This is a genomic window from Massilia sp. PAMC28688, assembly GCF_019443445.1.
Lineage (GTDB): Bacteria > Pseudomonadota > Gammaproteobacteria > Burkholderiales > Burkholderiaceae_D > Telluria_A.
On record NZ_CP080378.1, the window covers coordinates 516,066 to 541,091 of the forward strand.

The 25,026-nt window shown below is 63.5% G+C and carries 23 protein-coding genes and 1 other RNA gene; 10 read left to right on the top strand and 14 right to left on the bottom strand.

The features are described from left to right. Positions 1–110: 110 nt before the first annotated feature. From KY495_RS02225 to ssrA, 4 genes are all read right to left on the bottom strand, one after another. Positions 111–494, bottom strand: a complete 384-nt coding sequence (locus KY495_RS02225) for a hypothetical protein (RefSeq protein WP_219882154.1) — start codon at positions 492–494, stop codon at positions 111–113. A gap of 98 nt (positions 495–592) precedes the next feature. Beyond that, positions 593–1,138, bottom strand: a complete 546-nt coding sequence (locus KY495_RS02230; protein WP_219882155.1) for a DUF4256 domain-containing protein — start codon at positions 1,136–1,138, stop codon at positions 593–595. 39 nt (positions 1,139–1,177) lie between these two features. Continuing rightward, entirely contained in the window at positions 1,178–2,020 is an 843-nt protein-coding gene (locus KY495_RS02235; RefSeq protein ID WP_219882156.1) for a DUF4262 domain-containing protein, read from the bottom strand. Between the two features lie 281 nt (positions 2,021–2,301). Continuing rightward, positions 2,302–2,661, bottom strand: a transfer-messenger RNA (tmRNA) gene (gene ssrA, locus KY495_RS02240). 174 nt (positions 2,662–2,835) lie between these two features. Between ssrA and KY495_RS02245 the strand changes: the two genes are divergently transcribed. Beyond that, complete coding sequence (locus KY495_RS02245) at positions 2,836–3,186, top strand: energy transducer TonB (RefSeq protein ID WP_219882157.1); 351 nt, start codon at positions 2,836–2,838, stop codon at positions 3,184–3,186. 171 nt (positions 3,187–3,357) lie between these two features. Next, positions 3,358–4,005, top strand: coding sequence for a hypothetical protein (locus KY495_RS02250; RefSeq protein ID WP_219882158.1), 648 nt, complete (start codon positions 3,358–3,360; stop codon positions 4,003–4,005). Between the two features lie 212 nt (positions 4,006–4,217). Here KY495_RS02250 and KY495_RS02255 read toward each other — a convergent pair whose 3' ends face one another. From KY495_RS02255 to KY495_RS02265, 3 genes are all read right to left on the bottom strand, one after another. After that, positions 4,218–4,505, bottom strand: coding sequence for a DUF378 domain-containing protein (locus KY495_RS02255; protein ID WP_219882159.1), 288 nt, complete (start codon positions 4,503–4,505; stop codon positions 4,218–4,220). Between the two features lie 151 nt (positions 4,506–4,656). Further along, complete coding sequence (locus KY495_RS02260) at positions 4,657–5,247, bottom strand: type 1 glutamine amidotransferase domain-containing protein (RefSeq protein WP_219882160.1); 591 nt, start codon at positions 5,245–5,247, stop codon at positions 4,657–4,659. A 272-nt stretch (positions 5,248–5,519) separates the two neighbouring features. Next, on the bottom strand, positions 5,520–6,470 hold the full coding sequence (locus KY495_RS02265; protein WP_219882161.1) for a DnaJ C-terminal domain-containing protein: 951 nt from the start codon (positions 6,468–6,470) through the stop codon (positions 5,520–5,522). Between the two features lie 93 nt (positions 6,471–6,563). Between KY495_RS02265 and KY495_RS02270 the strand changes: the two genes are divergently transcribed. Further along, positions 6,564–7,466 carry a c-type cytochrome gene (locus KY495_RS02270; protein ID WP_219882162.1) on the top strand — a complete coding sequence of 301 codons (903 nt, stop codon included), beginning with the start codon at positions 6,564–6,566 and terminating at the stop codon, positions 7,464–7,466. A gap of 26 nt (positions 7,467–7,492) precedes the next feature. On the opposite strand, the gene KY495_RS02275 is transcribed toward KY495_RS02270, so the two are convergent. Continuing rightward, positions 7,493–8,317 (bottom strand): beta/gamma crystallin-related protein, encoded by an 825-nt coding sequence (locus tag KY495_RS02275; RefSeq protein WP_219882163.1) that lies wholly within the window; start codon positions 8,315–8,317, stop codon positions 7,493–7,495. A 266-nt stretch (positions 8,318–8,583) separates the two neighbouring features. Here KY495_RS02275 and KY495_RS02280 point away from each other — a divergent pair, with 266 nt between their 5' ends. Both KY495_RS02280 and KY495_RS02285 read left to right on the top strand, forming a co-directional pair. After that, complete coding sequence (locus tag KY495_RS02280; RefSeq protein ID WP_229518597.1) at positions 8,584–9,924, top strand: MATE family efflux transporter; 1,341 nt, start codon at positions 8,584–8,586, stop codon at positions 9,922–9,924. A 91-nt stretch (positions 9,925–10,015) separates the two neighbouring features. Then, positions 10,016–12,232, top strand: a complete 2,217-nt coding sequence (locus KY495_RS02285; protein WP_219882165.1) for a DPP IV N-terminal domain-containing protein — start codon at positions 10,016–10,018, stop codon at positions 12,230–12,232. Positions 12,233–12,417: 185 nt separating this feature from the next. On the opposite strand, the gene KY495_RS02290 is transcribed toward KY495_RS02285, so the two are convergent. The 4 genes from KY495_RS02290 to KY495_RS02305 all read right to left on the bottom strand — a co-directional run bounded on the left by KY495_RS02290 (position 12,418) and on the right by KY495_RS02305 (position 18,105). After that, positions 12,418–12,597: a CsbD family protein gene (locus tag KY495_RS02290; protein WP_219882166.1), complete on the bottom strand. Its 180-nt coding sequence runs from the start codon at positions 12,595–12,597 to the stop codon at positions 12,418–12,420. A 118-nt stretch (positions 12,598–12,715) separates the two neighbouring features. Then, on the bottom strand, positions 12,716–13,339 hold the full coding sequence (locus KY495_RS02295) for a bifunctional 2-polyprenyl-6-hydroxyphenol methylase/3-demethylubiquinol 3-O-methyltransferase UbiG (protein WP_219882167.1): 624 nt from the start codon (positions 13,337–13,339) through the stop codon (positions 12,716–12,718). 31 nt (positions 13,340–13,370) lie between these two features. Beyond that, positions 13,371–15,440, bottom strand: a complete 2,070-nt coding sequence (locus tag KY495_RS02300; RefSeq protein WP_219882168.1) for a M13 family metallopeptidase — start codon at positions 15,438–15,440, stop codon at positions 13,371–13,373. A gap of 25 nt (positions 15,441–15,465) precedes the next feature. Continuing rightward, positions 15,466–18,105 carry a M1 family metallopeptidase gene (locus tag KY495_RS02305; protein WP_219882169.1) on the bottom strand — a complete coding sequence of 880 codons (2,640 nt, stop codon included), beginning with the start codon at positions 18,103–18,105 and terminating at the stop codon, positions 15,466–15,468. Positions 18,106–18,301: 196 nt separating this feature from the next. Here KY495_RS02305 and KY495_RS02310 point away from each other — a divergent pair, with 196 nt between their 5' ends. Together KY495_RS02310 and KY495_RS02315 are read left to right on the top strand one after the other, a co-directional pair. Next, a complete protein-coding gene (locus KY495_RS02310; RefSeq protein WP_219882170.1) occupies positions 18,302–19,129 on the top strand; it encodes an HDOD domain-containing protein in 828 nt (275 codons plus the stop codon). Between the two features lie 125 nt (positions 19,130–19,254). Then, positions 19,255–19,533 carry a flagellar protein FliT gene (locus KY495_RS02315; protein WP_219882171.1) on the top strand — a complete coding sequence of 93 codons (279 nt, stop codon included), beginning with the start codon at positions 19,255–19,257 and terminating at the stop codon, positions 19,531–19,533. Between the two features lie 747 nt (positions 19,534–20,280). Here KY495_RS02315 and KY495_RS02320 read toward each other — a convergent pair. Continuing rightward, entirely contained in the window at positions 20,281–21,255 is a 975-nt protein-coding gene (locus tag KY495_RS02320; RefSeq protein ID WP_219882172.1) for a FimV family protein, read from the bottom strand. Between the two features lie 111 nt (positions 21,256–21,366). Here KY495_RS02320 and fumC point away from each other — a divergent pair, with 111 nt between their 5' ends. From fumC to KY495_RS02335, 3 genes are all read left to right on the top strand, one after another. Next, the gene (fumC, locus tag KY495_RS02325) at positions 21,367–22,758 is read left to right on the top strand and encodes a class II fumarate hydratase (RefSeq protein WP_219882173.1); all 1,392 of its coding nucleotides are present in this window, start codon (positions 21,367–21,369) and stop codon (positions 22,756–22,758) included. 36 nt (positions 22,759–22,794) lie between these two features. Continuing rightward, the gene (locus KY495_RS02330) at positions 22,795–23,007 is read left to right on the top strand and encodes an RNA-binding S4 domain-containing protein (protein WP_219882174.1); all 213 of its coding nucleotides are present in this window, start codon (positions 22,795–22,797) and stop codon (positions 23,005–23,007) included. A 107-nt stretch (positions 23,008–23,114) separates the two neighbouring features. Next, the gene (locus tag KY495_RS02335; RefSeq protein WP_219882175.1) at positions 23,115–23,399 is read left to right on the top strand and encodes a DUF883 family protein; all 285 of its coding nucleotides are present in this window, start codon (positions 23,115–23,117) and stop codon (positions 23,397–23,399) included. A gap of 11 nt (positions 23,400–23,410) precedes the next feature. On the opposite strand, the gene KY495_RS02340 is transcribed toward KY495_RS02335, so the two are convergent. Continuing rightward, positions 23,411–25,021, bottom strand: a complete 1,611-nt coding sequence (locus KY495_RS02340; RefSeq protein WP_219882176.1) for a DUF692 family multinuclear iron-containing protein — start codon at positions 25,019–25,021, stop codon at positions 23,411–23,413. Between the last annotated feature and the right edge of the window lie 5 nt (positions 25,022–25,026).

A 25,026-nucleotide genomic window follows, 5' to 3' on the forward strand; every position in this document is an offset into this window, starting at 1 on the left:
CGCAGCCGCTCCCGTCGCAGCAAGGGCGCTTGCAGGCGGGTGCAGGCCGCAGGCCGCGCCCAATACCAGGCCGGCAATCAGGGAGCGAGGCAAGGTGGCGATCACTGTGGTCAGCTGCCGCGATAAATGAGTTTTCCAGTGGCGGTGCGCACCACGTCGTTGTGAAACACGACAATCAGCCGGATTTCCTCTACCACGCCAAACCATGCCGATATCCGGCTCATGGGCCGGCGCGCCAGTACTTCGCGCGGCTGGTCGTCTTCCTTGCCCACTTCATAGTACAGCTCAAATCCCTGCTCTTTCAGCGCCCGTTCCACCGACCGCTGGCGCGCACCGGGAGGAATATGCTTCTGGACGATTGTTCCCAGGTCGAGCTGGGCTGCCGTGCTGGTCGCGCGCAAGGCCGCCGCTTCCCTGGCGATATCGTCCGGCGCCCACGGCGCGGCCCATATCAGCAGTGACGCTGCGATCAAGGCGGCGAACAGTTTGGTCATAGAGGCATGCGCTGGAGGCGCTCGGTCAGGTCGCAAGCATCATATCAGGCAAAATTTGCCGAAATATATCACTTTGTCACAGCAGCGGCGACTGGCGCTCAGACCCGCAACTGGCAGCGAAAGCCGCGGGCGGCGTAGTAGGACTGGGCACCGTTGTGGTAGATGAATACCCTGCCGTAGCGCTGGTCGCCGAAGATGGCGCCGCCCAGCTGCCGCACCTCCGGGGGCGTGGCCAGCCAGCTGGAGGTTTTCAGGTCGAACGGGCCGAGCTGCTGCAGCTCTCGATACTGCGCTTCCGTCAGCAAGGCCGCGCCCATCGCTGCCGCCATGCCGACCGCACTGTGTTTGGGCTTGGCTTCCTTTCTGGCGTCCAGAGCTTGCTGGTCGTAGCAGGTGCTGCGCCGGCCCGTGGGACTCTCCGGCGCGCAGTCGCAAAAGATGAATTCTCCGCTGGTCTTGTCGTAGCCAGTGACGTCCGGCTCGCCGCCCGTTTGCTCCATCTCGTGCAGTGTCTGCAGTTTTGCAGCCTGCGCACGCAGGCGCTGCTCGACATCATGCCAGTGGCAGCCAGGGTGACGCTCCGGATGCGCTGCGAAGCGTTCCTGCAAGGTGGCGAGCAAGGTGCGATGCTGGTCAGTTTTCATGGCGCTCCGGGACACGGGAAGGTCAGCGATGGCGCTATCTTAGCGCGGTCCCTGATCCTCCGGCGCGGAAAGTACCGGTTGCCAGTTCTTGAACCCTTCGGTCGCCTCTGCATCCCACGGGTAAATGTTGGCGGTGTTGGGATAGACGATCTGGCGGGCCTGGAAATTCGGGCCATCGTTGCGCCAGAGAGCCCAGCCCAGATAGTCGCGGTAGTGGTCAGGCGACATCTCGACAAGCACGCATTCGTAGTCGCCGTCCAGCAGTCCGGCCACGCGCGTGCCCGGCGCGGGGCTCAGGCCGGCTTTCATCCGGCGGTAGCACTCGTTGAGGACGTAATGCGCCACGCTGGCTTTCAGACCGATCACGATCAGCTCTGGCATGCCGAGCGTTTGTGTGATGCCGATGGAGTAGGCAAACGGCGGCAGATCGCCTTCAGCGCTGACGGCAATGATGTGCAGGCCGTATTGGTCGATGTCGGCCAGGGCGCGCTGTTCGCTCGCCGCTTCCTCCTCGGGGCTGTGGCTGCAGGCGGACGGATTCGCTGTCAGGCCTTCATCTTGGTCTTCTTCCTCGTCTTCATCATCGTCGTTTTCCCAGCGCTCCCAGGCTGCGCCCACGTGGGAACGCCAGGCACTCCATCCCTGCGGCAGATCACTCACTTCGGCCACAGTTGCATCGCGCTCGAAGACGCAGCCCAGGCACAGGAGGACCGGTTCGCCTGGGTCGTCGGTGGTGGCGTCGTGGAATTGCCAGTCACCATCGCGATCGTGCGAGACCCGCAGGATCGGGAGTCTGTTGTGGACCACGAGGGTGGTGCAATAACTGATTGCGTTGACGGGAGCGGCGAAAGGCCAGTGGGCAAAAGCGTGGGTGTGGGACATGGCGGATCAAATGTTGGGATTGGGTAATTGTAGTGCGGGAAAATCGCCTGCGGCGATTTTCCCTACAGAACTTGCAGGAGGCGGAAGGGCAAGAAATCGCTTGCGCGATTTCCCTTAGTTAGGGGAATCGGAGAGGCTTTCCCTTGCAAGGGAAAGCCGGATTCGCCGCGCCGGGCATGCCCGGCGAAACCCGGCGAATCCCCCGCGCCCCGCGGGTTCAATTCCCGCCGCCTGTTGGCGCTAAAAAAAAGGCCACCCGGTGGGTGGCCTTTCGCATACGGTGGTGGAGGCGGCGGGAATTGAACCCGCGTCCGCAAGCGCTCTACAGACAGTTCTACATACTTAGCTCTGCCATTTAATTTGACTCATACAACGCGGACGAGCACGCTGTGTACAAGCGAGTTACCTATGATTTAGTCCGGAACTAAGTAACCCAGTTCAAGACGAGTCCCTGTAAATGACTCTAGAGCTTTTGACGGCCCACCCCAGGGACGAGGTGTTCTAGAGCTAGCAGCAATTAAGCTGCGAGTGCGTACGAGTTATCGTTTGCAGTTAAGTTTTTCAGGTTGTATTTACGAGGTAGCCCGCCCTCGGTATGCCCTGCACTGCTTTACAACCCACGTCGAAACCAGGTCGCCCCCGCAGAGACTCCATTGTACCCCATGCGCTTTGCCCGTGCAGACCCCATTCGTGACAAGACGTTTCAGAATAATCTGTTGCTTTACGGCACAATGTTAGTTGCCACACAGAATGTATTGCCGTATAGTATCTCTCATCGGCACTGCACTGCCTCCTGCCAACCTTTAAGGACTACCATGATGCCCAGCAAATTCACTCTCCATGCAATTGCCGCCTTGTGCCTTGCCGGCGTTGGCAGCACCGCCATCGCCGCCGAAGTACCCGCCGTCTTCGATGCCCGCAGCTGCAAGGCTGAGTATCCGAAAGCTGCCTTGATGAACGAAGAGCAAGGCGTGGTATCCATGATGTTCCTGGTGTCGGCCGAAGGCCGCGTGCTCGAATCCAAGCTCGACAAGACGAGTGGCTTCAAGTCGCTCGACAAGGCAGCCCTGAAGGCCGTCGCCGAATGCAAATTCAAGCCGGGCATGAAGGATGGCAAGCCTGATTCTACCTGGACCAAGGTTGATTACAACTGGACCCTGGGCTGAACCGATTTTTTTGTACTACCCGCGTTTCCCTGTTTTTCCTCGAAGATGATTTTAAGCCACCCTCGGGTGGCTTTTTTTTTATTTCGGCATTACCAAAATTGAAAATTTTCACGCATAAACTTTCTTAGCGCATACACTATCGCTACAGTGAATGGCACAACGGAGAATTGCATGAAAAACACGATGACAGCTTGCATATTGGCCATGGGCACTGCGTTGGCCCAGGCTGACAATGCGCCCATGGCCCCGGTCATGCAGGAGCCGGTCGCCGCAGGACAGACCTGGACCTACAAGCGCGTGCTCAAGACGCCGGCCGGGACCAGCGAATCGCGCACGATTTTCCGCGCCGGCCAGGGTCCCGGCGGCGCCCTGGTGGCCGAATCCATGCCGGCCGCGCTGACGGGGCGCCCGACACTGTGGCACCAGGGGCCCACCATCGGCAATGACTCCTGCATGATCGACGTGTTCGGAACGGGATCGCTGGGCATCATCAATAGCTGCACCACCACCTTTGTGCCCGGCATGGACTGGACGACTGAAAATCAAATCCAGGGCAAGCGGGTCTTCCAGCGCTACGAAGTGCTCGACACGGAATACATCACCGTTGCGGCCGGGTCGTTTAACGCCATCAAAATCGAAGCGCTGTGGGAAACCGCCGGGGCAACAGGCAGCCGGCCGACCCATAAGGTGACCTACTGGTACGCACCGGAAACCCGGGCCATGGCCAAGGTCCACCGACAGTTTTTAAATAGCAAGGGCGCCATCGAGTCGGAAGCGACCGAAGAACTCGAAGGCTTCCGCCAGACGATCGCGCGCTGACATCCCCTACCCCGGTTCGCCAGGCGGCAGTGCCCCCGCAGCACATTCTATGCGTTTATTGGTGCCGAGCTGGCGCGCCTCGAACACATGAGGCCTCCCCGGGACAGAACGCAGCTCGCCCTCGCTTCCCTGAACGCATTGTTTGCTGAAACACTGGCACAGACAGCGCCCCGTTGAACGGCAGGGACCCGCAATGCGGATCCCTGTCTCCGCTAGGTTTTGCGCGATGCCATCTTGCTGCTGGTGTAGATGGAATACAGCGCCGACAAGCCCACCAGCACATAAACGATGCGCGACAGCGGCGTTTGCGTGCCGAACAGGGTGGCCACCAGGTCCACGTTGAACAGCCCGACCAGACCCCAGTTGAGGCCCCCGACGATCAGCAAGACCATGGCGATCCAGTCCAGCGCATTCATCTTGGATTTGCTCATGCTGCCACTGCCACTGCGCCGGTCGGACAAATGCCTGCGGTCATTCGCTGGTGCGTTGATAGTTGCCATTGCTCCCTCCTTGGTGTGTTGACATGAACACGCCGCCGTGGCAGCGCGCGCACCGGCAGCGAGCCGCTGCGGCTCGCTCAGAAAACCGGTGACTCCCCTACGACAGCAAAAAAACGGCCAAGTTTGCTCAATGTGTGTAGTTTCTGCGTAATCAGGATGACGGCCCGCCCTCGGCCGCGCCCACGTCGATTTCCAGCATGTTCTTGATGGCGTTGTTGAACGCGGGCAGGTCGTCCGGTTTGCGGCTGGTGACGAGACGGCCATCAATGACTACTTCGTCGTCAGTCCACTCCGCCCCGGCATTGCGCAGGTCCGTCTGCAGGCTGGGCCAGCTTGTCATGTGACTGGCTTTGGCCACGCCGGCGTCGATCAGGGGCCAGGGCCCGTGGCAGATGGCAGCGATCGGCTTTTCTTCGCCGGCGAACTGGCGGATGAAGTCGATCGATTCGGCACTCATGCGCAGCGTGTCGGGATTGGCCACCCCGCCCGGCAGCACCAGCGCGTCAAAGTCACGCGGACTGGCGTCGCGCACGTTCATCTCCACTTCGAAACTGTCGCCTGGTTTGTCGTGGTGCACGCCCTGCACCTGCGCCCCCTTGTCCTTGGGCGACACCAGGATCACGGTGGCGCCGTGCTGCTCAAGGAAACTGCGCGGCGAAGTGTATTCAATCTGTTCCACCCCATCGGTCATGAGGAAGGCAACCCGTTTGCCGGCCAAGCTTTGTCCAGTAGTCTGCTCCATGCAGGTTTCTCCTTGCGATATCAATAGTAAAAGCCATTGTAGAAGCTGGGCCGGCACGGTGGCGCTACTGTGCCCAAACGCAAGGAGTAACTGATTTGTGCAAGCGCCGCGCAGGTTGCCGGGAGAAACCGCCTGTGCCGACCGAATGGTTGCGGGGAATCAACGATGATTGGCGTCCCGGTAGCATAGTCTCTACAGTGCCTACGAGGAGACTGCAAGTGGCGTCCGGGTGTCCCTTCATTCCAGCCGCATTCCGATGCGCGCGCGTGCCGCTAGCTGCGCGTGGCGGCGCGCGGATTGAAAGCGAGCTCGCGTGCCATGGCCTGGTACAGCTCACGCGCGCGGGGATGGTCGGCAGGGGGCAGCACCACCTCCAGTTCAAGGTACAGGTCCCCTGCCGGATGAGCCGGGAGGCCGCGCCCGCGCAGCCGCAGCTTGCGCCCGCCCTGCGAGCCGGCCGGGACCGTGACGCTCACCTGCCCCGACGGTGTGGCCACGTCAATGCTGGCACCGAGCGCTGCCTCCCAGGGCGTCACGGGCAGGCGTGCAATGACATTCTTGCCTTCCACCCGGTAGCGCGGTTCGGGCCGCAGCTGCAGCTCCAGCACCAGGTCGCCAGGCGGGCCGCCGTGGTAGCCGGGCCGGCCCTGGCCGGGCATGCGCAGCTGCTGACCGGGCAAGGCGCCCTTGGGAATGGTGACATGGACCTGCTGCTCGCCGGCGCCGCCCGGCAGCTGCAGGCTCACCAGGCGGCTGGCACCGTGATAGATGTCATGCAGCGACACCGGCATGGTGGCGTGAATATCCTCTCCCGGTTGCCCCGCCGTGGCACCGCGCCGGCGCGTGCCTGCCTGGGCGAACAGGTCGGAAAAGAAATCGGCGCCCGCAAATTCGGCACTGCCGAAGTCTTGCCCGGGGAAGCCATGGGCCGCCCTGCTCCGCGGCCCCGCACCGGCCCGGCCGAAACTGCCGGCGCCCCAGTCCGGCGGCCGGGACCGCTGGCCATGCATGCCGGCAGCAGGCGCGTCGTAGGCGGCGCGTTTTTCAGCGTCGCCCAGCACGGCGTAGGCTTCGTTGATTTCCTTGGTTTTCTGGTCCGCGTCCGTGGCTTTGCTGATGTCCGGATGGTGCTTGCGCACCAGCCTGCGGTACGCCGCCTTGATGTCTTCCGCCGACGCATTGCGCGCCACGCCCAGGGTCTTGTAATAGTCCTTGTATTCCACGGCCCACGCTCCGGATCGGGTATACCCCATCGTACTGTCAGGCCAGCGGCGGGAGCGCACGCTTCCGCTACGCATTGTTGAAAAGGAGTTGCCATGAACCGTTGGGTAAAGGGAACCAGCCTGGTATTGGCTGTGCTGGCTGCAGGCGCCCTGGCCGTCGCCGTGGCGGGCAAGTACCTGGGCGAGCGCAAAATGGCGCGCGTGATCACCGTGGAGATGGCGCCATTTGTCATGCCATCGAAGGCGATCTCGCTGGCGCAGGGGCGCTACCTGTTTTCCACGCGCGGCTGCGCCGATTGCCACGGCGCTAACGGGGCCGGGCGCGAAATCATCCGCAGCGGCGCCATGCTGGTGGTCTCGCCCGCCATCGCACCGGGCGCCGACAGCATCACCAACAGCTATACCGCCACCGACTGGGTGCGCACCCTGCGCCATGGGATCAAGCCGGACGGGCGACCGGTCATGATCATGCCCAGCGAAGACTACAACCGCCTCACCGACGATGATGTGGCCGCCCTGATCAGCTATGTGCGCCGCCTGCCCCCGGTCGATGGGCGCGCGGCGCTGGTGCAGCTGCCGCTGACGGTCAAGGTGATGTACGCGTTTGGCTACGTCAAGGATGCGGCGGAAATGATCAACCACGCTCTGCCGCCGCAGCAGCCGGTGCTGCCTTCCGTCAGCCTCGAACATGGCAAGTACGTGGCCAACAGCTGCATCGGCTGCCATGGTGCCGGTTTGTCGGGCGGCCGTATCCCCGGCTCGCCCCCGGACTGGCCGGCGCCGGCCAACCTGACCCCGGGCCCCGGCAACGCCATGGCGCTGTACGACACGCCGGAAGCCTTCATGGCCATGCTGCGCACGGGCAATCGGCCAGACGGCAGCGCCATCAGCAAGGTGATGCCGTTCGGCTCGCTCAAGCAGATGAACGACACCGATGTGCGCGCCCTGCACGCCTACCTGCAAACCTTGCCGCCGCGACCGGCCGGCGGGCGCTGACCGGCGCGCATCGAGCCGGCGCCGGGCTAGCGATCGTCGCGGGGCTCGTAGCGCGGATCGTCGCGCGAATCGTCGCGCGGATCGTTGCGTGAATCGTTGCGCGGATCATCGCGTAGCTCGTAGCGCGGTTCATGGTGCGGCTGGTAGCCGTCGCGCCGATCAAAGTCGCCGCGTTCGTGGTCCGGCAGTGCGCGGCCATAACCGGTGTCGGGCCCGTAACCACGGCTGCGCCCGCTGCTCACCAGCCGTACCGACGAAATGGCGCGGCGCAGCGAGCGGTCGAGCACTCTGTATTCCCCGGGACCGTACACGCGGCACATGCCGCCAAAGTCACGGTGCTGACACACTTCCCAGCGGCCGCGCTCAATCAGCATGGATTGCGCCCGGTCATTAAAGCCGGCGCGGGCCAGGTTGTCGTTGCCGCCCCGGATGGGCAGGGCACGCCCACCCAGATTGGTGCCCTCGAACAGGACCAGTTCCGGCTGGCGGGCACGGCGCCGGGCATCGCGCCACTCGCCGCGTTCGTCGCGGCTGTCGCCGCGCTCGATTTCGCGCAGCGATGACAGATTGCCGGTAAAGCGGCCAAGGCTGCGGTACTGGCCCGGTTCATAGATCCGGCATTCTCCCTGATAACGGGCGTGGAAGCACAGTTCCCAGATACCCGACTGCACCACCATGCTGGCGGACCGGTCGTTGAAACCATATCGGTTCAGGTCGGGTGTGTCGCCGCGCAGGCGCACTTCGCGCCCATCAAAATCGCCGGCGGAAAAAAGGATGACCTCGCCGGCACCGGCAGCCTGGGCCAGCGAGGCCGTGAACGCCACGGCGGCCATGTTGAGCAATGATTTCATGGTGGTTCCTTCGCATCAAGATGATGGCATTGTGCTGCGTTCACGCAAGCGCGGGTGTTACAGGGCCACCTCTGTTGTAACAAATTCCTACGCCCGTGGCCGCCACCCGTGCATGGCCAATTATCAGTAGAATCGCTGTTTGCCCTTTGCCACTATCCTTTATGCAGCAGCCCCCTACGCAGCAGCCCTCTCCGCAGCAGCCCCACCGGCACGCGCCTTTTACTGTCCGCTCCGAGACGGCTGCCTTGTGGCACCTGTCCTGGCCGATGCTGGTGGGACAGCTGGCGACGGTGGGCATGGGCGTGGCGGACGTTGCCATGACGGGCCAGGTGAGCGCGGCCGCCCTGGCTGCCGTCTCGCTGGGCGCATCGGTATGGTCGATCATCGTGGTGACCGTGATTGGCGTGATGCAGGCCATTAATACAGTAGTGGCACACGAAATAGGCGCCGGCCAGACCGCAAGCATCGCCCACACCGTGCGCCAGGCGCTGTGGAAAGGGGCCCTGGTAGGGCTGGTGGCCTGCCTGCTCACCAACCTGGCCACACTGGTATTCAATCATATTGGCCTGGAAGCGAGCGTCAATGCCGAAGCTTCCCTGTATGTGCACGTGATCAGCCTGGGCATGCCGGCCTTTGCGTGCTTTCGCGCCCTCTACGGCTACACCACGAGCATTAACGAGACCAAGCCCGTGATGGTCATTTCCATCCTCGGCCTGCTGTACAACATCCTGGCCAACTGGCTGCTCATTTTCGGCAACTGGGGCTTTCCCGAGCTGGGCGCCCTGGGCTGCGCGGTGGCCACCGCTTCCGGCATGTGGCTCATGCTCCTGGCCATGGTGGCCTGGATCCGCTATGCGCCTGCCTACCGCGCCACCTATCCGTTCACGCATTGGGAAGGTCCCCACTGGCCGGAAATTGCCGCCATGCTGCGCCTCGGCCTGCCCATTGGCGTGACCTATTTCGCCGAAGTGAGCGCCTTTGGCGCCGTAAGCCTGCTGGTGGCGCGCTTTGGTGTGGTGCAGGTGGCGGCGCACCAGATCGCACTGAATTTTGCCTCCTTCGTGTTCATGGTCCCGCTCAGTTTTGGCGTGGGCATGATAACCCGCGTCGGCCAGGCGCTGGGCGAAGGCAATCCGGCGCGGGCCCGCTTCGCGTCCTTTGTGGGCGTGGGCATGTCGGTCGCCTTTTCCGTACTGTCGGCCCTGTTCATCCTCGTGTTTCGCTGGGAAATCGCGCGCGCCTACACGGTGGACCCGGCGGTGCAAGCCCTGTGCGTGCAGCTGCTGCTGTTTGCCGCCCTGTTCCAGCTGTCCGATGCCACCCAGGTGGCCGCCTCGTCCGCCATACGCGGCTACAAGGTCACGCGCCAGCCCATGCAGATCCAGTTGCTGGCGTTCTGGGGCGTTTCCCTGCCGGTGGGCTGCATGCTGGGCCTGGCGCCGGACTGGTTCGCCTGGTCGCCGGCGCAGCCCATGGCCGCCCAGGGCTTCTGGATCGGCCTGGTGCTGGGCCTGACCGTCGCTGCCGTGCTGCTGACCTGGTCGCTGCAGCGCCTGTCGCGCCTGCGGGCGCAGCCGGCCGCGCCCGTGGCTGCCCCCGCACGCTAGTGTTGCTAAGTATTCATATTTACAGCGGGATCGGCGTGACTCTGGTATCGTCTTGCCGGTTCATCAGATTAACTTTCACAAAGAGACTCCCATGCGCTTTATGCTCTGTCTTCTCGCTGCATTGTCGTGCGCGCCGGCCCTGGCCGAGCGCCTGACACTGGACCGCATCCACGCCGATTCTGCCCTGTCGGGCAAGCCGGTGACGAACCTGAAAGTGTCGCCCGACGGCGCGCGCGTGACCTTCCTGCGCGGCCGCCCCGACAACCAGTACCAGATGGATTTGTGGGAATACAACATGAAGGCGAAGACCCAGCGCCGCCTGGTCGATTCCAAGCTGCTGGTGCCTAATGAAGTACTTTCGCCGGAAGAGCAGGCGCGGCGTGAACGGGCGCGCAGCGCCAGCCTGTCGGGCATCCTGAACTACAGCTGGTCCCCGGACGGTAACACGCTGCTGGTGCCGATCGCGGGCGACCTGTTCCTGGTCGACGCCAACAAGCCGGCATCGGCGCGCAAGGTCGCCAGCGGCAACGTGGCCGACCCCAAGCTGTCGCCAAAGGGCCGCTACCTGTCCTTCGTGCGCAAGCAGAACCTGTTCGTGATCGACCTGACCACCGGCCAGGAAAAACAGCTCACCACCGACGGCGGCGGCACCGTTTTCAATGGCGAAGCCGAATTCGTGGCCCAGGAAGAGATGGACCAGCGCACCGGTTACTACTGGGCGCCTGATGAATCGTACATCGCCTACAAGCGCTTTGACGAGTCGCCGGTCCCGGTCGTGAAGCGGTTTGAAATCCTGGCCGACCGCACCACCGTGGTTGAGCAGCGCTATCCGGCCGCGGGCGACCCGAATGTGCTGGTGGACCTGATGCTGGTCTCGCCCGTCACCGGCGCCCAGCGCAAGGTGGAACTGGGCGCGAACCGCGATATCTACCTGGTGCAGGCCGACTGGAGTGCCGACAGCAAGCATCTGGTGTACCAGCTGCAGTCGCGCGACCAGAAGCGCCTGGACCTGATTGCCGTCGACGCCGCCACGCTGGCGCAGCGCCCCCTGCTCACGGAAACCTCGCGCACCTGGGTCAGCCTGCACAACGACCTCAAGTTCCTCAAGGGCCGCAACGCCTTTTTGTGGTCGTCCGAGCGCACCGGTCGCAACCACCTGTACCTGTATGACATGTCCGGCAAGCTGCTGACGGCTGTCTCGGCCGGCAACTGGGGCATCGACGAAGTCCTGGCAGTCGACGAGAAAGCCAACCGCGTGTATGTGGCCTCGAACCGCGACGCCGCCATCGACCGCCAGGTCTATGCGCTGGCACTGAACGGCAGCACGGCCGACAAGCCAACCCGCATCACCAAGGCCGACGGCTGGCACAACGTGTCGTTTGCGCAGAACGGCCAGATCTACGTCGACAACTTCTCCGATCCATCGACCCCGCCGCAGGTATCGATCCACCGCGCCGACGGCAAGATGATCGACTGGCTGGAAAAGAACGAAGTCAATGCCAGCCACCCCTACGCGCGCTACATGCCGGACCTGCTCAAGCCGGAATACGGCACGCTGCAATCGCACGATGGCCAGACCCTGCACTACTCGATCATCAAGCCGGCCCGCATGCAGCCGAACGCGAAGTATCCGGTGTATGTGTCCCATTACGGCGGCCCCGGCGCCCAGCACGTGGCGCGCCGCTGGGGTGGCGACTTTGACCAGTACATGGCGCAGCAGGGCTTTATCGTGTTCAAGCTCGACAACCGTGGCTCGGCGCGCCGCGAGCGCAAGTTCGTTGACGCCATCTACGGCAACATGGGCAAGGCCGAAGTGGAAGACCAGCTGGTGGGCATCGACTGGCTGCGCAAGCAAAGCTTCGTCGACCCGGCGCGCATTGGCGTCAACGGCTGGAGCTACGGCGGCTACCTGACGCTGCGCCTGCTGTCGGCAGCGTCCGACAAGATCGCCATTGGCGTTTCCGGCGCACCGGTGACCGACTGGGCCCTGTACGACACCCATTACACCGAACGCTACACGGGCGGCACCCCAAAAGCCAACCCTGACGCATACAAGAACAGCGGCGTCTTCAACTATCTCGATGGTCTGAAGTCACCCCTGCTGCTGATTCATGGCATGGCCGACGATAACGTCCTGTTCAGCAATACCACGCGCCTGATCGATGAACTGGTCAACCGTGGTGTCCGCTTCGATCTGATGACCTATCCCGGCGCCAAGCACGGCATCGCTTCGCGGGCAGGCAAGCGTCACCGCGACGCTACCATCGACGCCTTCTTCCGCAAGCATCTGGCGGAACCGCGCCGTTAAATGCCGGGCCGGTAAACAAGAATAGCCGCGTTGATCGCGGCTATTTTTTTTTGTGCAAAGCCGGGAGGCAGCGCCCGCGCAGGCAAGGCACGCGCACTACGCGCAACACACACGGGCACCGGCGCTGCGCAAAAAAATAGCCGCGACATGCGCGGCTATTTTCTGCAGGCTCAGGCTAGAACTTTTCAGTTCAGCGAGTCCTTGACTTGCTCCTTGGCATCACCATATTTTTCCTGGGTTTTGCCTTCCACCTGGTTCTTCAGGCCCTTGGCTTCCTGCTCTTTATTGCCAACCATCTTGCCGGCCTCTTCCTGAATCTTGCCGCCGATGTCTTGCATCTTGCCATTGACTTGGTCTTTGTTCATGATGGACTCCTTGTTGTTGCCCATGTCCGGGTGGACATGCAGTGAGTTCATCATAGGACGGACAGGCAGCTGTTTCTGTTCGTTCGCATACATTCAGCCGTCATTTTCCTGACAACTATTACCGGGCGGGCTTGCGCCAGACACTGGCGAGCCAGGGCTGCTGCTCGCGCGGCAATCCTGGTGGCCGATAATAGTGATGCAAGGCGGTAAAGCCTGCTGACGTGACGAAACGCTCCCACGTTTCATAATCGTAGTAACTGCCGTAACGGTCGCCGTTCCAGCCTTCCTGGTTCTGGCCGCGCGGATTGGAACTGAACAGCACGCCGCCAGGCTTGAGGCAGGCAAACAAACTGGCCAGCACCGCCGGCAGCACGCGGCTGGGCACGTGAAACAGCACGGCATTGGCGAACACGCCGTCAAACATGCAGGCGGGAAGATCGAGGTGGGCGAACTCCTGCTGCCACACTTCGCAGCCACTGTAGGCACGTGCCATCTTGACGAACTCGGCCGAGCCGTCGACCCCGACCGCGCGGTGGCCCATGGCGGAGAAAGCCTTCAGGTCGCGTCCCGGACCGCAGCCCAGGTCCAGCAGCGTGAATGGGGCCGGCGCCTCGATGGCGGCCAGCAGCGCCGACATGTTCTGGCTGACGTCGTGGTCGATGGTACCGGCAAAGAATTGCTCGGCATGCTGGTCGTAGTGCGCCAGCGTGCGGCGCGTGATGGCGTCAATCTCGTCGTTCATGGCCCGATCTTAACACCATCATCCCCCGCTGTTACCAGACCTTGACGCGCTCGGCGGGCGCCAGGTACAGCGCCTGGCCAGGCTGCACATTAAACGCCTTGTACCACGCATCGAGATTGCGCACGATGGCAGTGCGGTACGGCGCCGGCGCATGGCCATCGGTGAGGACTTGCTGGCGGTAGGCCGGTTCGCGCATCTTGGACTGCCACGCCCTGGCGTAGCCGGTGAAGAACTGCTGGTCGGCGTCGGCAGGCGCATCCTTGCCTGCCAGCGTGGCGCGGTAGGCATCATGGGCCGCCGCCACGCCGGCCAGGTCGGCCAGGTTTTCCGACAGCGTCAGCTGGCCATTCACGTTCAGGTCCGGGAACGGCTGGTAAGCGCTGAACTGGTCGACCAGGCGATTGGCCGCCTTCTTGAAGTGGTCCATATCGCCCTTGGTCCACCAGTCGCGCAGGCGGCCCTGGGCGTCGAACTGGGCGCCCTGGTCGTCAAAGCTGTGGCTGATCTCATGGCCAATGATGGAACCGATGGCGCCGTAATTGGCCGCGTCCGATGCCTGCGGGTCAAAGAAGGGCGGCTGCAGGATCGCGGCCGGAAAGTTCATCGCGTTTTGCAGCGGCAGGTTGACCGCGTTGACCAGCTGGGGCGGCATCGACCAGGCAGTCTTGTCCACCTTCTGGCCCAGTTTGGCGATGGCGCGGTCGTAGTGGAACTGCTCGGCGCGCACGGCATTGCCAAAGGCATCGTCGCGCGCCACCTTCAGGCCGTCAAAGGACATCCAGCGGTCCGGATAGCCGATACCCACATACATGGTGCGCAGCTTTTCCTGGGCCTGGGCCCGGGTGGCCGGTGCCATCCAGTCCAGCGCGTCGATGCGCTTGCTGAACGCGCCGATGATATTGCTGACCATTTGCTTGAGGCGCACCTTGTTCTCGGCCGGGAAATAGCGCTCCACGTACAGGCGCCCCACTGCTTCGTCCATGGCATAGTTGGTCGCGCCCAGGGCACGCTTCCAGCGCGCCGCCTGCTGCGGGGTACCCGACAGGGCCTGGCGGAACAGGAAGGCCTGGTCCCCGAATGCCTTCGGCAGCGTGGACGACAAGTGATTGATCTTGTGGAAGGCGAGGTAGTCGCGCCACACCTCGATGTCGGCGCTTTCCACCAGGGTGGCGGCGCCGGCCACCGCATCCGGGTGCCAGACAATGAAGTTGTCCGCCTTGTCCAGGCGCGCCGCCTTGAAGAAGGCGTTCCAGTCCATGCCAGGCGCCTTGACTGCGAAGTCCTTGCGCGACCACTTGTTGTTACCCTTCTGGACGTCCGACGAATCCTCGCGCGTGGCGTGGGCCTGGGCGATGCGTGTTTCGAGCGCCATCACGCGCGCGGCGCGCATGTCTGGCTCGCTGTAGCCGGCCAGCCTCAGCATGGCCGCGATGTGGTCCTGGTACTTGGTGCGCAGCGTGGCCATGCGCGCACTCTCGGTCAGGTAATAGGCCCGGTCGGGCATGCCCAGGCCACCTTGCAGCAGGTAGGGCGTATTGCGGGTCGGGTCGTCCAGGCCCTGGGCCACCCACAGGCCGAACAGGTTCTCGGTATGGAAATTGGTGTTGTTGAGCGGGTCGACATCAGCGCGCAGGGAGCTGCCCAGCGCACGCGCCAGTGCCGTCTTGCTGTTGATCGCATCGATCTGCTTGAGCATGGGCTTGAGTGGCGCCAGGCCACGCGCCTCGATGCCTGCTTCATCGAGGTAGGCGCTGTAGTAATCGGCCACGCGGCGGGCGTCGCCACTGGCGTTCTTGTCGGCCGCCACTGCCTCGATCAGCTTGACGATGCGCTCGTTGGTGCGCTCGGCCATGATGGCGAAACCGCCCCAGCTGCTGCGGTCAGCCGGGATGTCGGTCTTGGCCAGCCACTCGCCGTTAGCATAGGCAAAGAAATCGTCGCCCGGCAGCACGGCGGCGGCGGCCGGCTTGGCGGCTGGCGCGGGAGCCGGCGCCTGGCCGGCTGCGCTGGCGGCAGCAGCCAGCGCAGCCGAGGCAGCGAGCGTGGCGCCGCACAAGGCCAGGGCGATGGCAGCGTTCAATGGTTTGCAGCGAAAGTTCATGCAGTCTCCTGTCAGTGGGTCGTGGTTATTGAAGTGCGGCGCGAATTTGCGGCAGCAATGCACTCTTCTGGGCCGCGCGGGTGCGAATGGCATTGGCCACGCGCGCCGCTTCGGCCTGGGCATCGGGTCCGAAATTATGCTTGACGTAGTCTTCCATCAGGCCCGCGTGCGCCGGGTCGCTGGAACTGCTCACGACAGCCGGGAACAGCTTGCTTTGACCGCCCGCCTCCTGGTCCTTCATGAGCGCCTGACGATGGGCGGTGGCGAACTTCCATGCCAGGTCCACGTGGCCGTTCGAGGCCACCGCCGGCACGAAGCGCGAGGTGACCGCTGCCGGCAGCTGCTCGTTGAGCGCCAGGGCCAGCGTGCGTGCTGCCAGCGCCGGATCGCGGGCGCCGGCGAGCGCCCGGGCAAGCCGGTTCCTTTCCTCGGAATTCTGGGTCTGCAGCATGCGCGCCGCGATCAGCTCATAGGTCTTGAGATCGGCGTCGCGCCCGCCCACGCTGACCACGAAACCGAGCATGGAAGGATCCACGCTGGCCGGGTTGGCAAGGTAGGCCGCAAGGTTCTTGCGCGCGAACGCGATCGCCTCAGGGTGGCCGCCGCGCGCCAGGATGGTGGCCAGCAAAGGGCGCAGCTGGCGCTCTTCGGCCGATTCGCCCTGCCTTATCTGCCAGCCAAGCCTGGCAAAACGCGACGCCGCGGTAGCGGTCATGAAGCGGCGCAGGGCAGCTTGCTCCGGCGCGGCGTCGGTCATCTCGTCGAGCGTTACCAGCTGGCGCCCAATGGCGCTCCAGATCGCCAGACGCGGCTCGTCACGGTATTTTTCCAGCAGCTTGAAGTAGCCGTCCAGCCCTACCCGTCCCGCCCCGGCCAGGCTGTAGGTATCGAGCAGCAGCTTGAGGCGGGTGGTGTCGGCCAGCTTGCCCACCTGCCCGGCCAGCGCGTCAAAGGTGGGCCGGTCATACTGGACCCGGTAGTAGCCCACGCTGCGCGGATCGATCACCAGCGCGCCGTCGCAGCTTGGCTGGGTCATGGTCATCGATGGTGTGGACAGCAGCGTGTACGCAGCCTTGCCATTGACAACGCCCACCTGTACCGGCACGTTCCACAAGCGCTTTTCCCTGGCTGGTTCGTCAATGCGGTACTGTTCCTGGGTCAGCGTCACGCGGCGCTTGCCGTTCTCGCAGGCCTGGCTGACGCCCAGCACCGGATAGCCCGGCACCGTGGTCCAGTCGGAGGCCAGCTGTTCCACCGGCTTGCCCGAAGCCTTTTCCAGTGCCGCCCACAGGTCGGCGCTGGTGGTGTTGGAGTACTTGTGCTGCGCCATGTAGGCGCGGATGCCCTTGCGGAAGGCGTCCTCGCCCAGGTAATCCTCCAGCATGTGCAAAAAGGCCTGGCCCTTGACGTAGGTGATGGCATCAAAGGCGTCGGCCGCCTGTTCCTCGGTCAGCACCGGGGTCTGGATCGGATGGGTGGTCTTGCGCGCGTCAAGCGTCATGACGCCGTCGCGGTCGGCCATGGCGCGCAACTGGGCGCGCCACTCGGGGTGGAAATGCTCGGTGGCCTTGGTCGCCATCCAGGATGCAAAGCCCTCGTTGAGCCAGAGGTTGTCCCACCACGCCATGGTCACCAGGTTGCCGAACCACTGGTGCGCTACTTCGTGGGCATTGATCTCAAACGAGTTCTGGCGCTGGCTTTCCGGGCTTGTCTTCGGGTCGAACAGCAGCGTCGTTTCGTTGTACACGATGCCGCCCCAGTTCTCCATGGCGCCATTGAAGCCGCCGGGGATGGCGATCTGGTCGAGTTTGGGCAGCGGATAGGGCTGGCCGAAGTAGCCGTTGTAATAGCGCAGCAGATTCTTGGTCGCGCCCAGCGCGTAGGCAGCGGTGGGCAGCTTGCCCTCGGTGGTGACGACACCGATGTCCACGCCGCCGTACTTGATGCTGGCGCGTTCGAGTTCACCGGCCACCAGCACCAGCAGGTAGCTCGGCATTTTAGGCGTCACGGCGAACGAGAATCGCTGCAGGCCGCCGTCGAGCTTTTCCTGCTTTTCGACCGGCGTGTTGGAAAAGGCCTTGAACGACACCGGCAAATCCACCGTCAGCTTGAAATTGGCGCGAAATGCCGGCTCGTCCCACAGCGGCAGCAGGCGGCGCGCGTCGCTCGGTTCCATGTTCGTGGCCAGCATGGCCTTTTCGGCGGCGCCCGCCTTGTACTTGAGGCTGAAGATGCCGCGCGCCTCGCGATTGATCGCGCCATGGAACTTGAGCGCCAGCTGATAGCGGCCCGGAGGCAGCGGCTCGGCCAGTGCAAAGCTCAGAACCTGCTGCTCCTGGTCGATGACGGGGGTGAGCTTGCGCTCGCCAAAGCCGGTGCCGGTCAGGCTGGCCGCGTCGATCTCGATATTGGCCACATTGAGCTTGATGGCGGACGTGGTGCGCAGCACATCGATTTCGATGGTCTGGGAACCGAGAAAGGTATTGGCCTTGAGATCGGGTACCAGGTGGGCGGCATACTGCACCGGCACCACATCCTTGGGCAGCTTGCCCGGGGTGGCGGCAAACGCGAACGGCGCCTCGGCCTGGACGGCGGGCGTGAACATCGCCAGCGCAGCGCTGACGGCGGCGGCGAGGACGAGGCGGGTGGCGAACAGGTGTCTCATACGGATTCTCATAATTGGACGCGAAAACAGGCGCGCTATCCCAAGGTGCACTGTAAATGCCCGGCAGTCTAAACGATGGGGCCGTGCGACAGACGGCAAAATGGGGCGCCAGAATGCAGAAAACGGGGATTGGGCCAAGGTGGCGCTGCGCTGCAATTCACTATATAGTCGGGCCACTTAACCCGAGGAGAGTGCAATGACGCTGGAAGCTCTGCTGCAAAACCCGAATGCCCTGCCGACCGCGCCGAGGGTCGTGGAAGAACTGATCAGCAGCTTCGAGAAGACTGACGTCTCGCTGGAAGACATCGCGCGCACGCTGTCGCTCGATCCGGTGCTCGCGGCCAAGCTGCTGCGGCTTGCCAACTCGGCCTATTACCATGTGTCGCGCCGCATTGGCAATGTGGAAGATGCCGTGCGCATGCTGGGTTTTGTCACGGTGCGCACGCTCGTCATCAGTAGCGGGCTGGTGGGTGGCTTCAAGAGCGTGCCGGGCCTGGACCTGAAGCGCTTCTGGCGCTACAGCCTGCATACGGCGGTGAGCGCGAAGTGGATCGCCAAAAAGATTGGCGTCAATACGGATCTCGCATTCACGATCGGCATGATGCACGCCATCGGCCGGCTGGTGATGCACGCCGGGCTGGGCGAAACGGCGCAGGCACTGGACCAGCAGGTCAGTGCCTACGACCCGGCACGCCCCGTGGCGGAAAAGGCCGCGTTTGGCTACGACTTCAGCGAAGTGGGTGCGGAACTGGCGCTGCGCTGGAAGTTCCCCGACATCTTTCCGGAAACGATCCGTGACTTTCCCCATCCGCTCAACGGATCGCCGGTCAGCCGCATGTCGGCCGTGATCCACCTGGCGGCATGGCGTGCCAGCGCCGAGGAACAGAAATTATCGGCAGAAGAACGTGCTGCCAGCCTGCCGGTGGACGTGTCGCGCGCCATCGGCCTTGACGACGGCGAGGTGCTCGATGACATGCCGAGCCTGGGTGAACTCAGTGCCGGGCTGGAAGAACTTATTAATTAACTAACATTTGACGCTTGGTTGCAGATTTCTTAAAAAACTTTCCTAAGAACCCTAAAGTTTTGTCGTGCCGTTCCGATATCTGGGAGGACAGCAGTAATCCTTTCACTTTTTGGGCAGGTGTGCAGATGAACTCCAACGACGTTCTCTCGATGTACGAAAACATTGCCGGGCTGACCGGCAAGATGGCATCGGCTGCCCAGGCGGGCGATTTCGAGGCGCTGGCGCGGCTGGAGACGCAATGCGCGATTCAAGCTGCGGCCACGGCGACCGGTGTGCCTGCCCTGTCGGGCGCGCCGCGCATGCGCAAGATCGACCTGCTGAAAATGATCATGGCCAACGACCGGGCCATCCGGGAAGTGACTGAGCCTTGGCAGCTGTCGCAAGTGATGGAAGCGGCCCACTGACCGCATCGGGGGAAGCCTCGGCATGAAAAAAAGCGCCTGGTGCAAACCGAGGCGCTTTTTTTACGGCTGCACGACTGAGTCGACCGCCTGGAATATGGAGAGCGATCGCCAGGTATCTCCTGGCGTCGCCTCTTGCCGGTTGCATCCGGCGTCCGCTAGCACACTGTTGGCCTCGCGGACCGCTTCCAGAACAGGCGTTTCCTCAACGATCACCTGCTTGTCGCGCCACACTATCGGCGGTGGCTGCGCCAGGTCCTTGTTCCGTTTTTTGCAGTCACTGGGTGACCACGGAAATGAGTATAGCGCAGTTTTTCAACTTGTGTAGACGAGTTCGTGCGCGCAACACAAAAATATCAAAAAAACCACCAAAACAATTTCCCATAGGCGGGGTCAGACCACTTAAACGCATCAAAATCAATTTCCATGCGGCGGGGTCAGACCACTTAAACGCATCGAAAGCAAGATTTCTGCAGTAAACCGGACGTTGTAATTACTATAAACCAACACTGTGCTTCTTCGTAGCAACGACCGAGGCGAGTTTTTTGCCGTTCAGACACGCCGCCATTGCCACCCATGCCAGCTGGCCGTTCTGCGCCGCGCGAGACTGGCTAAACTGGTTTCCGAGCACCTATTCGGCGGCACTTTGCCCGTCAAAAGGGCATCTTTTCGTCTGGGGCCCGACTTTGGCTTGAAGACATTGATTTTGGCGCGTTTAAGTGGTCTGACCCTGGTGGTAGGAAATGTTGCTTAGGCTGGGGGTGCTTCAGTTGGGACGGCCTTGGGGGCGCGCCGGAAGCGCGCTGCGATGCGCTCGCGCCATGGCGCGGCGATGACCGGCCCAGCCGCTCCCCGCCGGCGCCGCAGGATATACCAGGCGCCTGTGCCCGCGGCCAGCAGCGCCGTCAATACGCCAATCACAGGCAGCCAGGGGAAACTGTCGTCGGCTTGTTTTGGCTTCTTCCTTGGCGGCGGCGGGGGCACGGCCTTGATGACCTCGGCGGCGCCCGCTGCCGCGCCATTTTTCGCCATCGCTAGCTGCAACAGCTTGACCTTCGCTTCCAGATCCACAATCTGTGCTGTGAGTGCAGCGTTTTTGGCGTCCACCAGCGTGCAGGCATTCAGTTGCTCAGCCGTGAACTTCGGCTGCGGACAGCTGGCCGCGCCCATCGCCGGCAGTGCCAGCACCCGCGCCGGACGGACAGGAACGGCCGCCGCAGCCGCCAGTACCGGCGCCACACGCGCGGGCGCCGCCGGCGGCACGACCACGGGTGCGGGAACTGCCACCGGGGCTGCCGCAGCCGCAGCCGCCGCCGCAGGCACAGCCACCGGCGCCGGTTCCGGCGTCAGCCACAAGGTGATGGCCCGCACATGGCGCTTGCCGCCATCGGTCAACTCCAGGAACAGGTGCACATTCTCGGTCGCCACCGGCCGCGTCGAGGTGATGTGCAGGAATTGTCGCCCGTCGCGTTTCATGACGGACATGTTGACGCTGCCAATGACGGGATTCATCGCGACGTTGGCGCCCTTGTAGACGTCGGCATGCGCCATGCGCACAAGCACCGCGGTCCCGGGATCACTGATGGTGTTCAGTTCGATATCGGCACTGAGCTGCTGCCCGATATGGGAGCGGATCACGGGCTCACCCAGCTCGGCAGCGTGGACGTGCTGTACGAGTCCGCCGGCAAGGGCGCACACAATGACGAAACGATAAAACAGGAACATAGATGCGATCGGAAAGCCAGCAGTTGCAGCGCCGCAAAACGGGCGCGCTCCCGTAATTAACGCGCGTTGGAGTAAACTCTTTAATCCGAATGCAAAAAAACAGGATCCGCCATGCAAACGAGAAGCGAAAAGGACAGTTTTGGGCCCATCGATGTGCCCGCCGACCGCCTGTGGGGCGCCCAGACCCAGCGCTCGCTCCACCATTTCGCCATCTCGAGCGAGCGCATGGCGCCCGAGCTGGTCGCTGCCCTGGCCCAGGTCAAGCGCGCTGCGGCGGCCGTGAACCGGTCGCTCGGCCTGCTCGATGCCCCCAAGGCGGAAGCGATCATGCGCGCCGCCGAGGAAGTCCTCGAAGGCCAGCATGAGGGCGAATTCCCGCTGGCAGTCTGGCAAACCGGTTCCGGCACCCAGACCAACATGAACATGAATGAGGTGCTGGCCAACCGTGGCTCCGAGCTCATGGGCGGCCAGCGCGGTGAAGGCCGGCTGCTGCACCCCAATGATCATGTGAACATGGGGCAGTCGTCCAACGATATCTTCCCCACCGCCATGCATGTGGCGGCGGCGCAGGCCGTGATGCACCAGCTGCTGCCGGCCCTGGTCAGGCTGCGCGCCACCTTTACGGCCAAGACGCGCGAGTTCGAGGACATCGTCAAGATCGGGCGCACTCACCTGCAAGATGCCACGCCCCTGACACTGGGCCAGGAATTTTCGGCCTATGTGGCGCAGCTGGAGTTTTCCGAGCACGCCATCCGCGCCGCCCTGCCCGGCCTCCTGCAGCTGGCCGCCGGCGGCACGGCAGTTGGCACCGGCCTGAACACGCATCCCGATTTCGCCAACCGCATGGCGGCCGAACTGGGCTCGCGCACGGGCCTGTCCTTCAAGAGCGCGCCCAACAAGTTCATGGCCCTGGCCGGGCATGATGCGCTGGTGGCCGCCCATGGCGCCTTCAAGACGCTCGCCACGGCACTGGTGAAGATTGCCAATGATGTACGCTGGATGGCGTCCGGCCCGCGCTCCGGCCTGGGCGAAATCACGATTCCTGAAAATGAGCCAGGCAGCTCGATCATGCCCGGCAAGGTCAACCCGACCCAGTGCGAGGCGATGACGATGCTGTGCTGCCAGGTGCTGGGCAATGATGTGGCCCTGTCCATCGGGGCGGCGTCGGGCAATTTCGAGCTCAATGTGTTCAAGCCCATGATCGCGCATAACTTTCTGCAAAGCGCGCGCCTGCTCACCGATGGCATGCTGTCCTTTGATGCGCATTGCGCCCGCGGCATTGAGCCGAACCGGGCGCGCATCGGGGAACTGATGGAGCGCTCATTGATGCTGGTCACGGCGCTGGCGCCCCACATCGGCTACGACAGGGCCGCCCAGATCGCCAAGAAGGCGCAGCAGGAAGGCACCACGCTCAAGGAAGCGGCGCTGGCACTTGGCTTTGTGAGCGAGGAACAGTTTGGCCAGTGGATCGACCCACTGGCAATGACGCGCCCGGGCCTGTAAGCTGCGCCTTTTCCTTATCCTTTGTCAAAGACCACCATGCAAAAAATTTCCTTCGACCTGGCGGGCGAATTCGTCGAGCTGAACCAGCTGCTCAAACTGGCCGGCCTGTGCGACAGTGGCGGCGCCGGCAAGAATCTGGTGGCCAGCGGCGTGGTGTCGGTCGATGGCAAGAAGGAATTGCGCAAGACCGCCAAGATCCGCTCGGGCCAGGTAGTGGCGCTGGGCGATGTGCGCATTTCCGTCACCTGAACACGCGCACAATCGATTGCCCAGGCCAGGACCTTGTTCCCGGTTAAAAGAAAAATAGCATTGCTTGTTTATATTCAAGGACATCGTCAACGCTGCAAGGTGCTGCCATGGATAGCCATCACGACAGTTCGCCCGACCAGGACCGCTTGATCGGCGACCTGCGCGCCGTGATTGAAAATGCGGAGGGACTGCTCGGCAATACCAGCCAATACACGGGTACCCCGTATGAAGAAGCCCGTACGCGCCTGACGGCGGCGCTCCTGAAGGCCAACTGCGAACTGGAACGGTTTGAGGAAGCCCGCCTGGCCCGCATGATGGAGGCCACACGGGCGGCCATCGCGCTGCACGCCGATCAGGGCGGCGAAGCGTGCATCATGCGCGCCTTCAAATAAGCGCCCTTTCCTCAGGCGGGCAGCGCCGCCAGCATGCCTTCTGCTATCCACAGCCGGAAATTGGCCGCCACATCGAACTGCTCGTCAAGGTCGAAGGCGGCGTCCAGCGCCTCGCCCAGCGTGGCGTGCTGCGCCAGCTGCGCCAGGGCGGCGTGGGTCGATGCGCCGACCGGCACGACTGCACTGTTCCAGCGCGGCCGCACCACGGCGGCATGGCTGGCCACCTCCAGCTGCTCCGGAAAGTCGAACCCGCTGCCGGGCTGGTGCGCCTGCCACAGGGGCACCACTGCCCAGCGCGATGCGAACAGGGCGCATGCCGGATGCAAGGGCAACCCGGTGGATTCGATCTGCTCCGGGGTCAGCGCGGCCAGCGCTGCCATTCCCAGCGCCGGCGCGTCAGCTGCGTAATGGGCCCGGTGCAGCAGCCATTCCAGGCGCGCCATGTCGGGCAAATACGGATAGTCGGCCACGTGCTCGAAGCTGGCGAGAAAGTCGGCAAAGGTGTGTCCGAACTGATTCAGGTCCGGATGCGCGGACGGGTGGGCGCGGCCATAGGCCCGCGCCAGCGCCGTAAAGAATTCTTCACCCATCAGCGCGCGCACCACGGGAAAGGCTGCCGACAATGCCTTGTCCCAGCTCGCCGTCAGGTTGCCACGGTATAGCCCAAGGCGTTCCGGGTTGCCCTTGAGCCGGGGCAGCACGCGCATGTCGTGGGCAATCAGGGCGTCTGCAAAGTCGGCCTGGATGGTGGACCCATAGGCAAGCGACGCCTGGACCGGCAGCGCCGCGCGCGGGCTTGCAAGGGCCGGCGCGGCGTCCCGGGCCATTACCCGGGCCTTGGCGGCTTCGCCCAGCAGTACTTCGAGCGGCGGAATGTCGGTATCCCATTCCACCAGCGTCGGTACCGCCCCAAACCGGCCCAGCGCCGCCTGGTAGAGCGACCATACTTCGGGCGCGACCGCCGCCCCGTGATGGTCGACCAGCGCCAGCGGCGTGACCAGATGGCCCGCCACGTGGATCTCGCCCACGCTGCCGGGCGCGATCGCGGCGAGCGCGGCCAGCGCATCTTCTCCGTGATTGCACTGGTTGACGTACAGGTTGTTCACGTCGAGCAGGAGGGCGCAGCCGGTGCGCTGCACCAGGGCCGCCATGAATTGTGCCTCGCTCATGGAATCGGCATGGAAACGCAGGTAGGCGGAGACATTTTCAAGCAGGATCTGGCGCCCCAGCGCATGTTGTACGCGGTCGATGCGCCGGCACAGCAGGTCGAGGTGTTCGTCATCGAGGACGATGGGAAGCAGGTCGTGCAGCTGGCGCCCCTGGACCGCGCCCCAGCTCAGATGCTCGGAAACGAGCATGGGCTCCACCCGCTGCACGAGGGCGCGCACGTTCTCGAGATGGGCGTCGGAAAAGCCACGCGCCGATCCCAGGCCCAGGCCGACGCCGTGCAGGCTGAAAGGATAGTCGCGCCGCAATTGCTGCAGCACGTGCCAGTCCCAGCCGGAAGGCGTGAGGAAATTTTCAGTATGGACTTCGAGCCAGTCGAGCGCGGGCCGCTGCTCGAGAAACTGGCGATAGTGGGGAGCGCGCAGGCCCACGCCCACGCGCATGGCGTGTTCCATCCCCT

Coding starts and splice junctions, on each gene's coding strand:
- KY495_RS02225 (WP_219882154.1), bottom strand. CDS start 494: ATGACCAAACTGTTCGCCGCCTTGATCGCAGCGTCACTGCTGATATGG.
- KY495_RS02230 (WP_219882155.1), bottom strand. CDS start 1,138: ATGAAAACTGACCAGCATCGCACCTTGCTCGCCACCTTGCAGGAACGC.
- KY495_RS02235 (WP_219882156.1), bottom strand. CDS start 2,020: ATGTCCCACACCCACGCTTTTGCCCACTGGCCTTTCGCCGCTCCCGTC.
- KY495_RS02245 (WP_219882157.1), top strand. CDS start 2,836: ATGATGCCCAGCAAATTCACTCTCCATGCAATTGCCGCCTTGTGCCTT.
- KY495_RS02250 (WP_219882158.1), top strand. CDS start 3,358: ATGAAAAACACGATGACAGCTTGCATATTGGCCATGGGCACTGCGTTG.
- KY495_RS02255 (WP_219882159.1), bottom strand. CDS start 4,505: ATGGCAACTATCAACGCACCAGCGAATGACCGCAGGCATTTGTCCGAC.
- KY495_RS02260 (WP_219882160.1), bottom strand. CDS start 5,247: ATGGAGCAGACTACTGGACAAAGCTTGGCCGGCAAACGGGTTGCCTTC.
- KY495_RS02270 (WP_219882162.1), top strand. CDS start 6,564: ATGAACCGTTGGGTAAAGGGAACCAGCCTGGTATTGGCTGTGCTGGCT.
- KY495_RS02275 (WP_219882163.1), bottom strand. CDS start 8,317: ATGAAATCATTGCTCAACATGGCCGCCGTGGCGTTCACGGCCTCGCTG.
- KY495_RS02280 (WP_229518597.1), top strand. CDS start 8,584: ATGCTGGTGGGACAGCTGGCGACGGTGGGCATGGGCGTGGCGGACGTT.
- KY495_RS02285 (WP_219882165.1), top strand. CDS start 10,016: ATGCGCTTTATGCTCTGTCTTCTCGCTGCATTGTCGTGCGCGCCGGCC.
- KY495_RS02290 (WP_219882166.1), bottom strand. CDS start 12,597: ATGAACAAAGACCAAGTCAATGGCAAGATGCAAGACATCGGCGGCAAG.
- KY495_RS02295 (WP_219882167.1), bottom strand. CDS start 13,339: ATGAACGACGAGATTGACGCCATCACGCGCCGCACGCTGGCGCACTAC.
- KY495_RS02300 (WP_219882168.1), bottom strand. CDS start 15,440: ATGAACTTTCGCTGCAAACCATTGAACGCTGCCATCGCCCTGGCCTTG.
- KY495_RS02305 (WP_219882169.1), bottom strand. CDS start 18,105: ATGAGACACCTGTTCGCCACCCGCCTCGTCCTCGCCGCCGCCGTCAGC.
- KY495_RS02310 (WP_219882170.1), top strand. CDS start 18,302: ATGACGCTGGAAGCTCTGCTGCAAAACCCGAATGCCCTGCCGACCGCG.
- KY495_RS02315 (WP_219882171.1), top strand. CDS start 19,255: ATGAACTCCAACGACGTTCTCTCGATGTACGAAAACATTGCCGGGCTG.
- KY495_RS02320 (WP_219882172.1), bottom strand. CDS start 21,255: ATGTTCCTGTTTTATCGTTTCGTCATTGTGTGCGCCCTTGCCGGCGGA.
- fumC (WP_219882173.1), top strand. CDS start 21,367: ATGCAAACGAGAAGCGAAAAGGACAGTTTTGGGCCCATCGATGTGCCC.
- KY495_RS02330 (WP_219882174.1), top strand. CDS start 22,795: ATGCAAAAAATTTCCTTCGACCTGGCGGGCGAATTCGTCGAGCTGAAC.
- KY495_RS02335 (WP_219882175.1), top strand. CDS start 23,115: ATGGATAGCCATCACGACAGTTCGCCCGACCAGGACCGCTTGATCGGC.
- KY495_RS02340 (WP_219882176.1), bottom strand. CDS start 25,021: ATGGAACACGCCATGCGCGTGGGCGTGGGCCTGCGCGCTCCCCACTAT.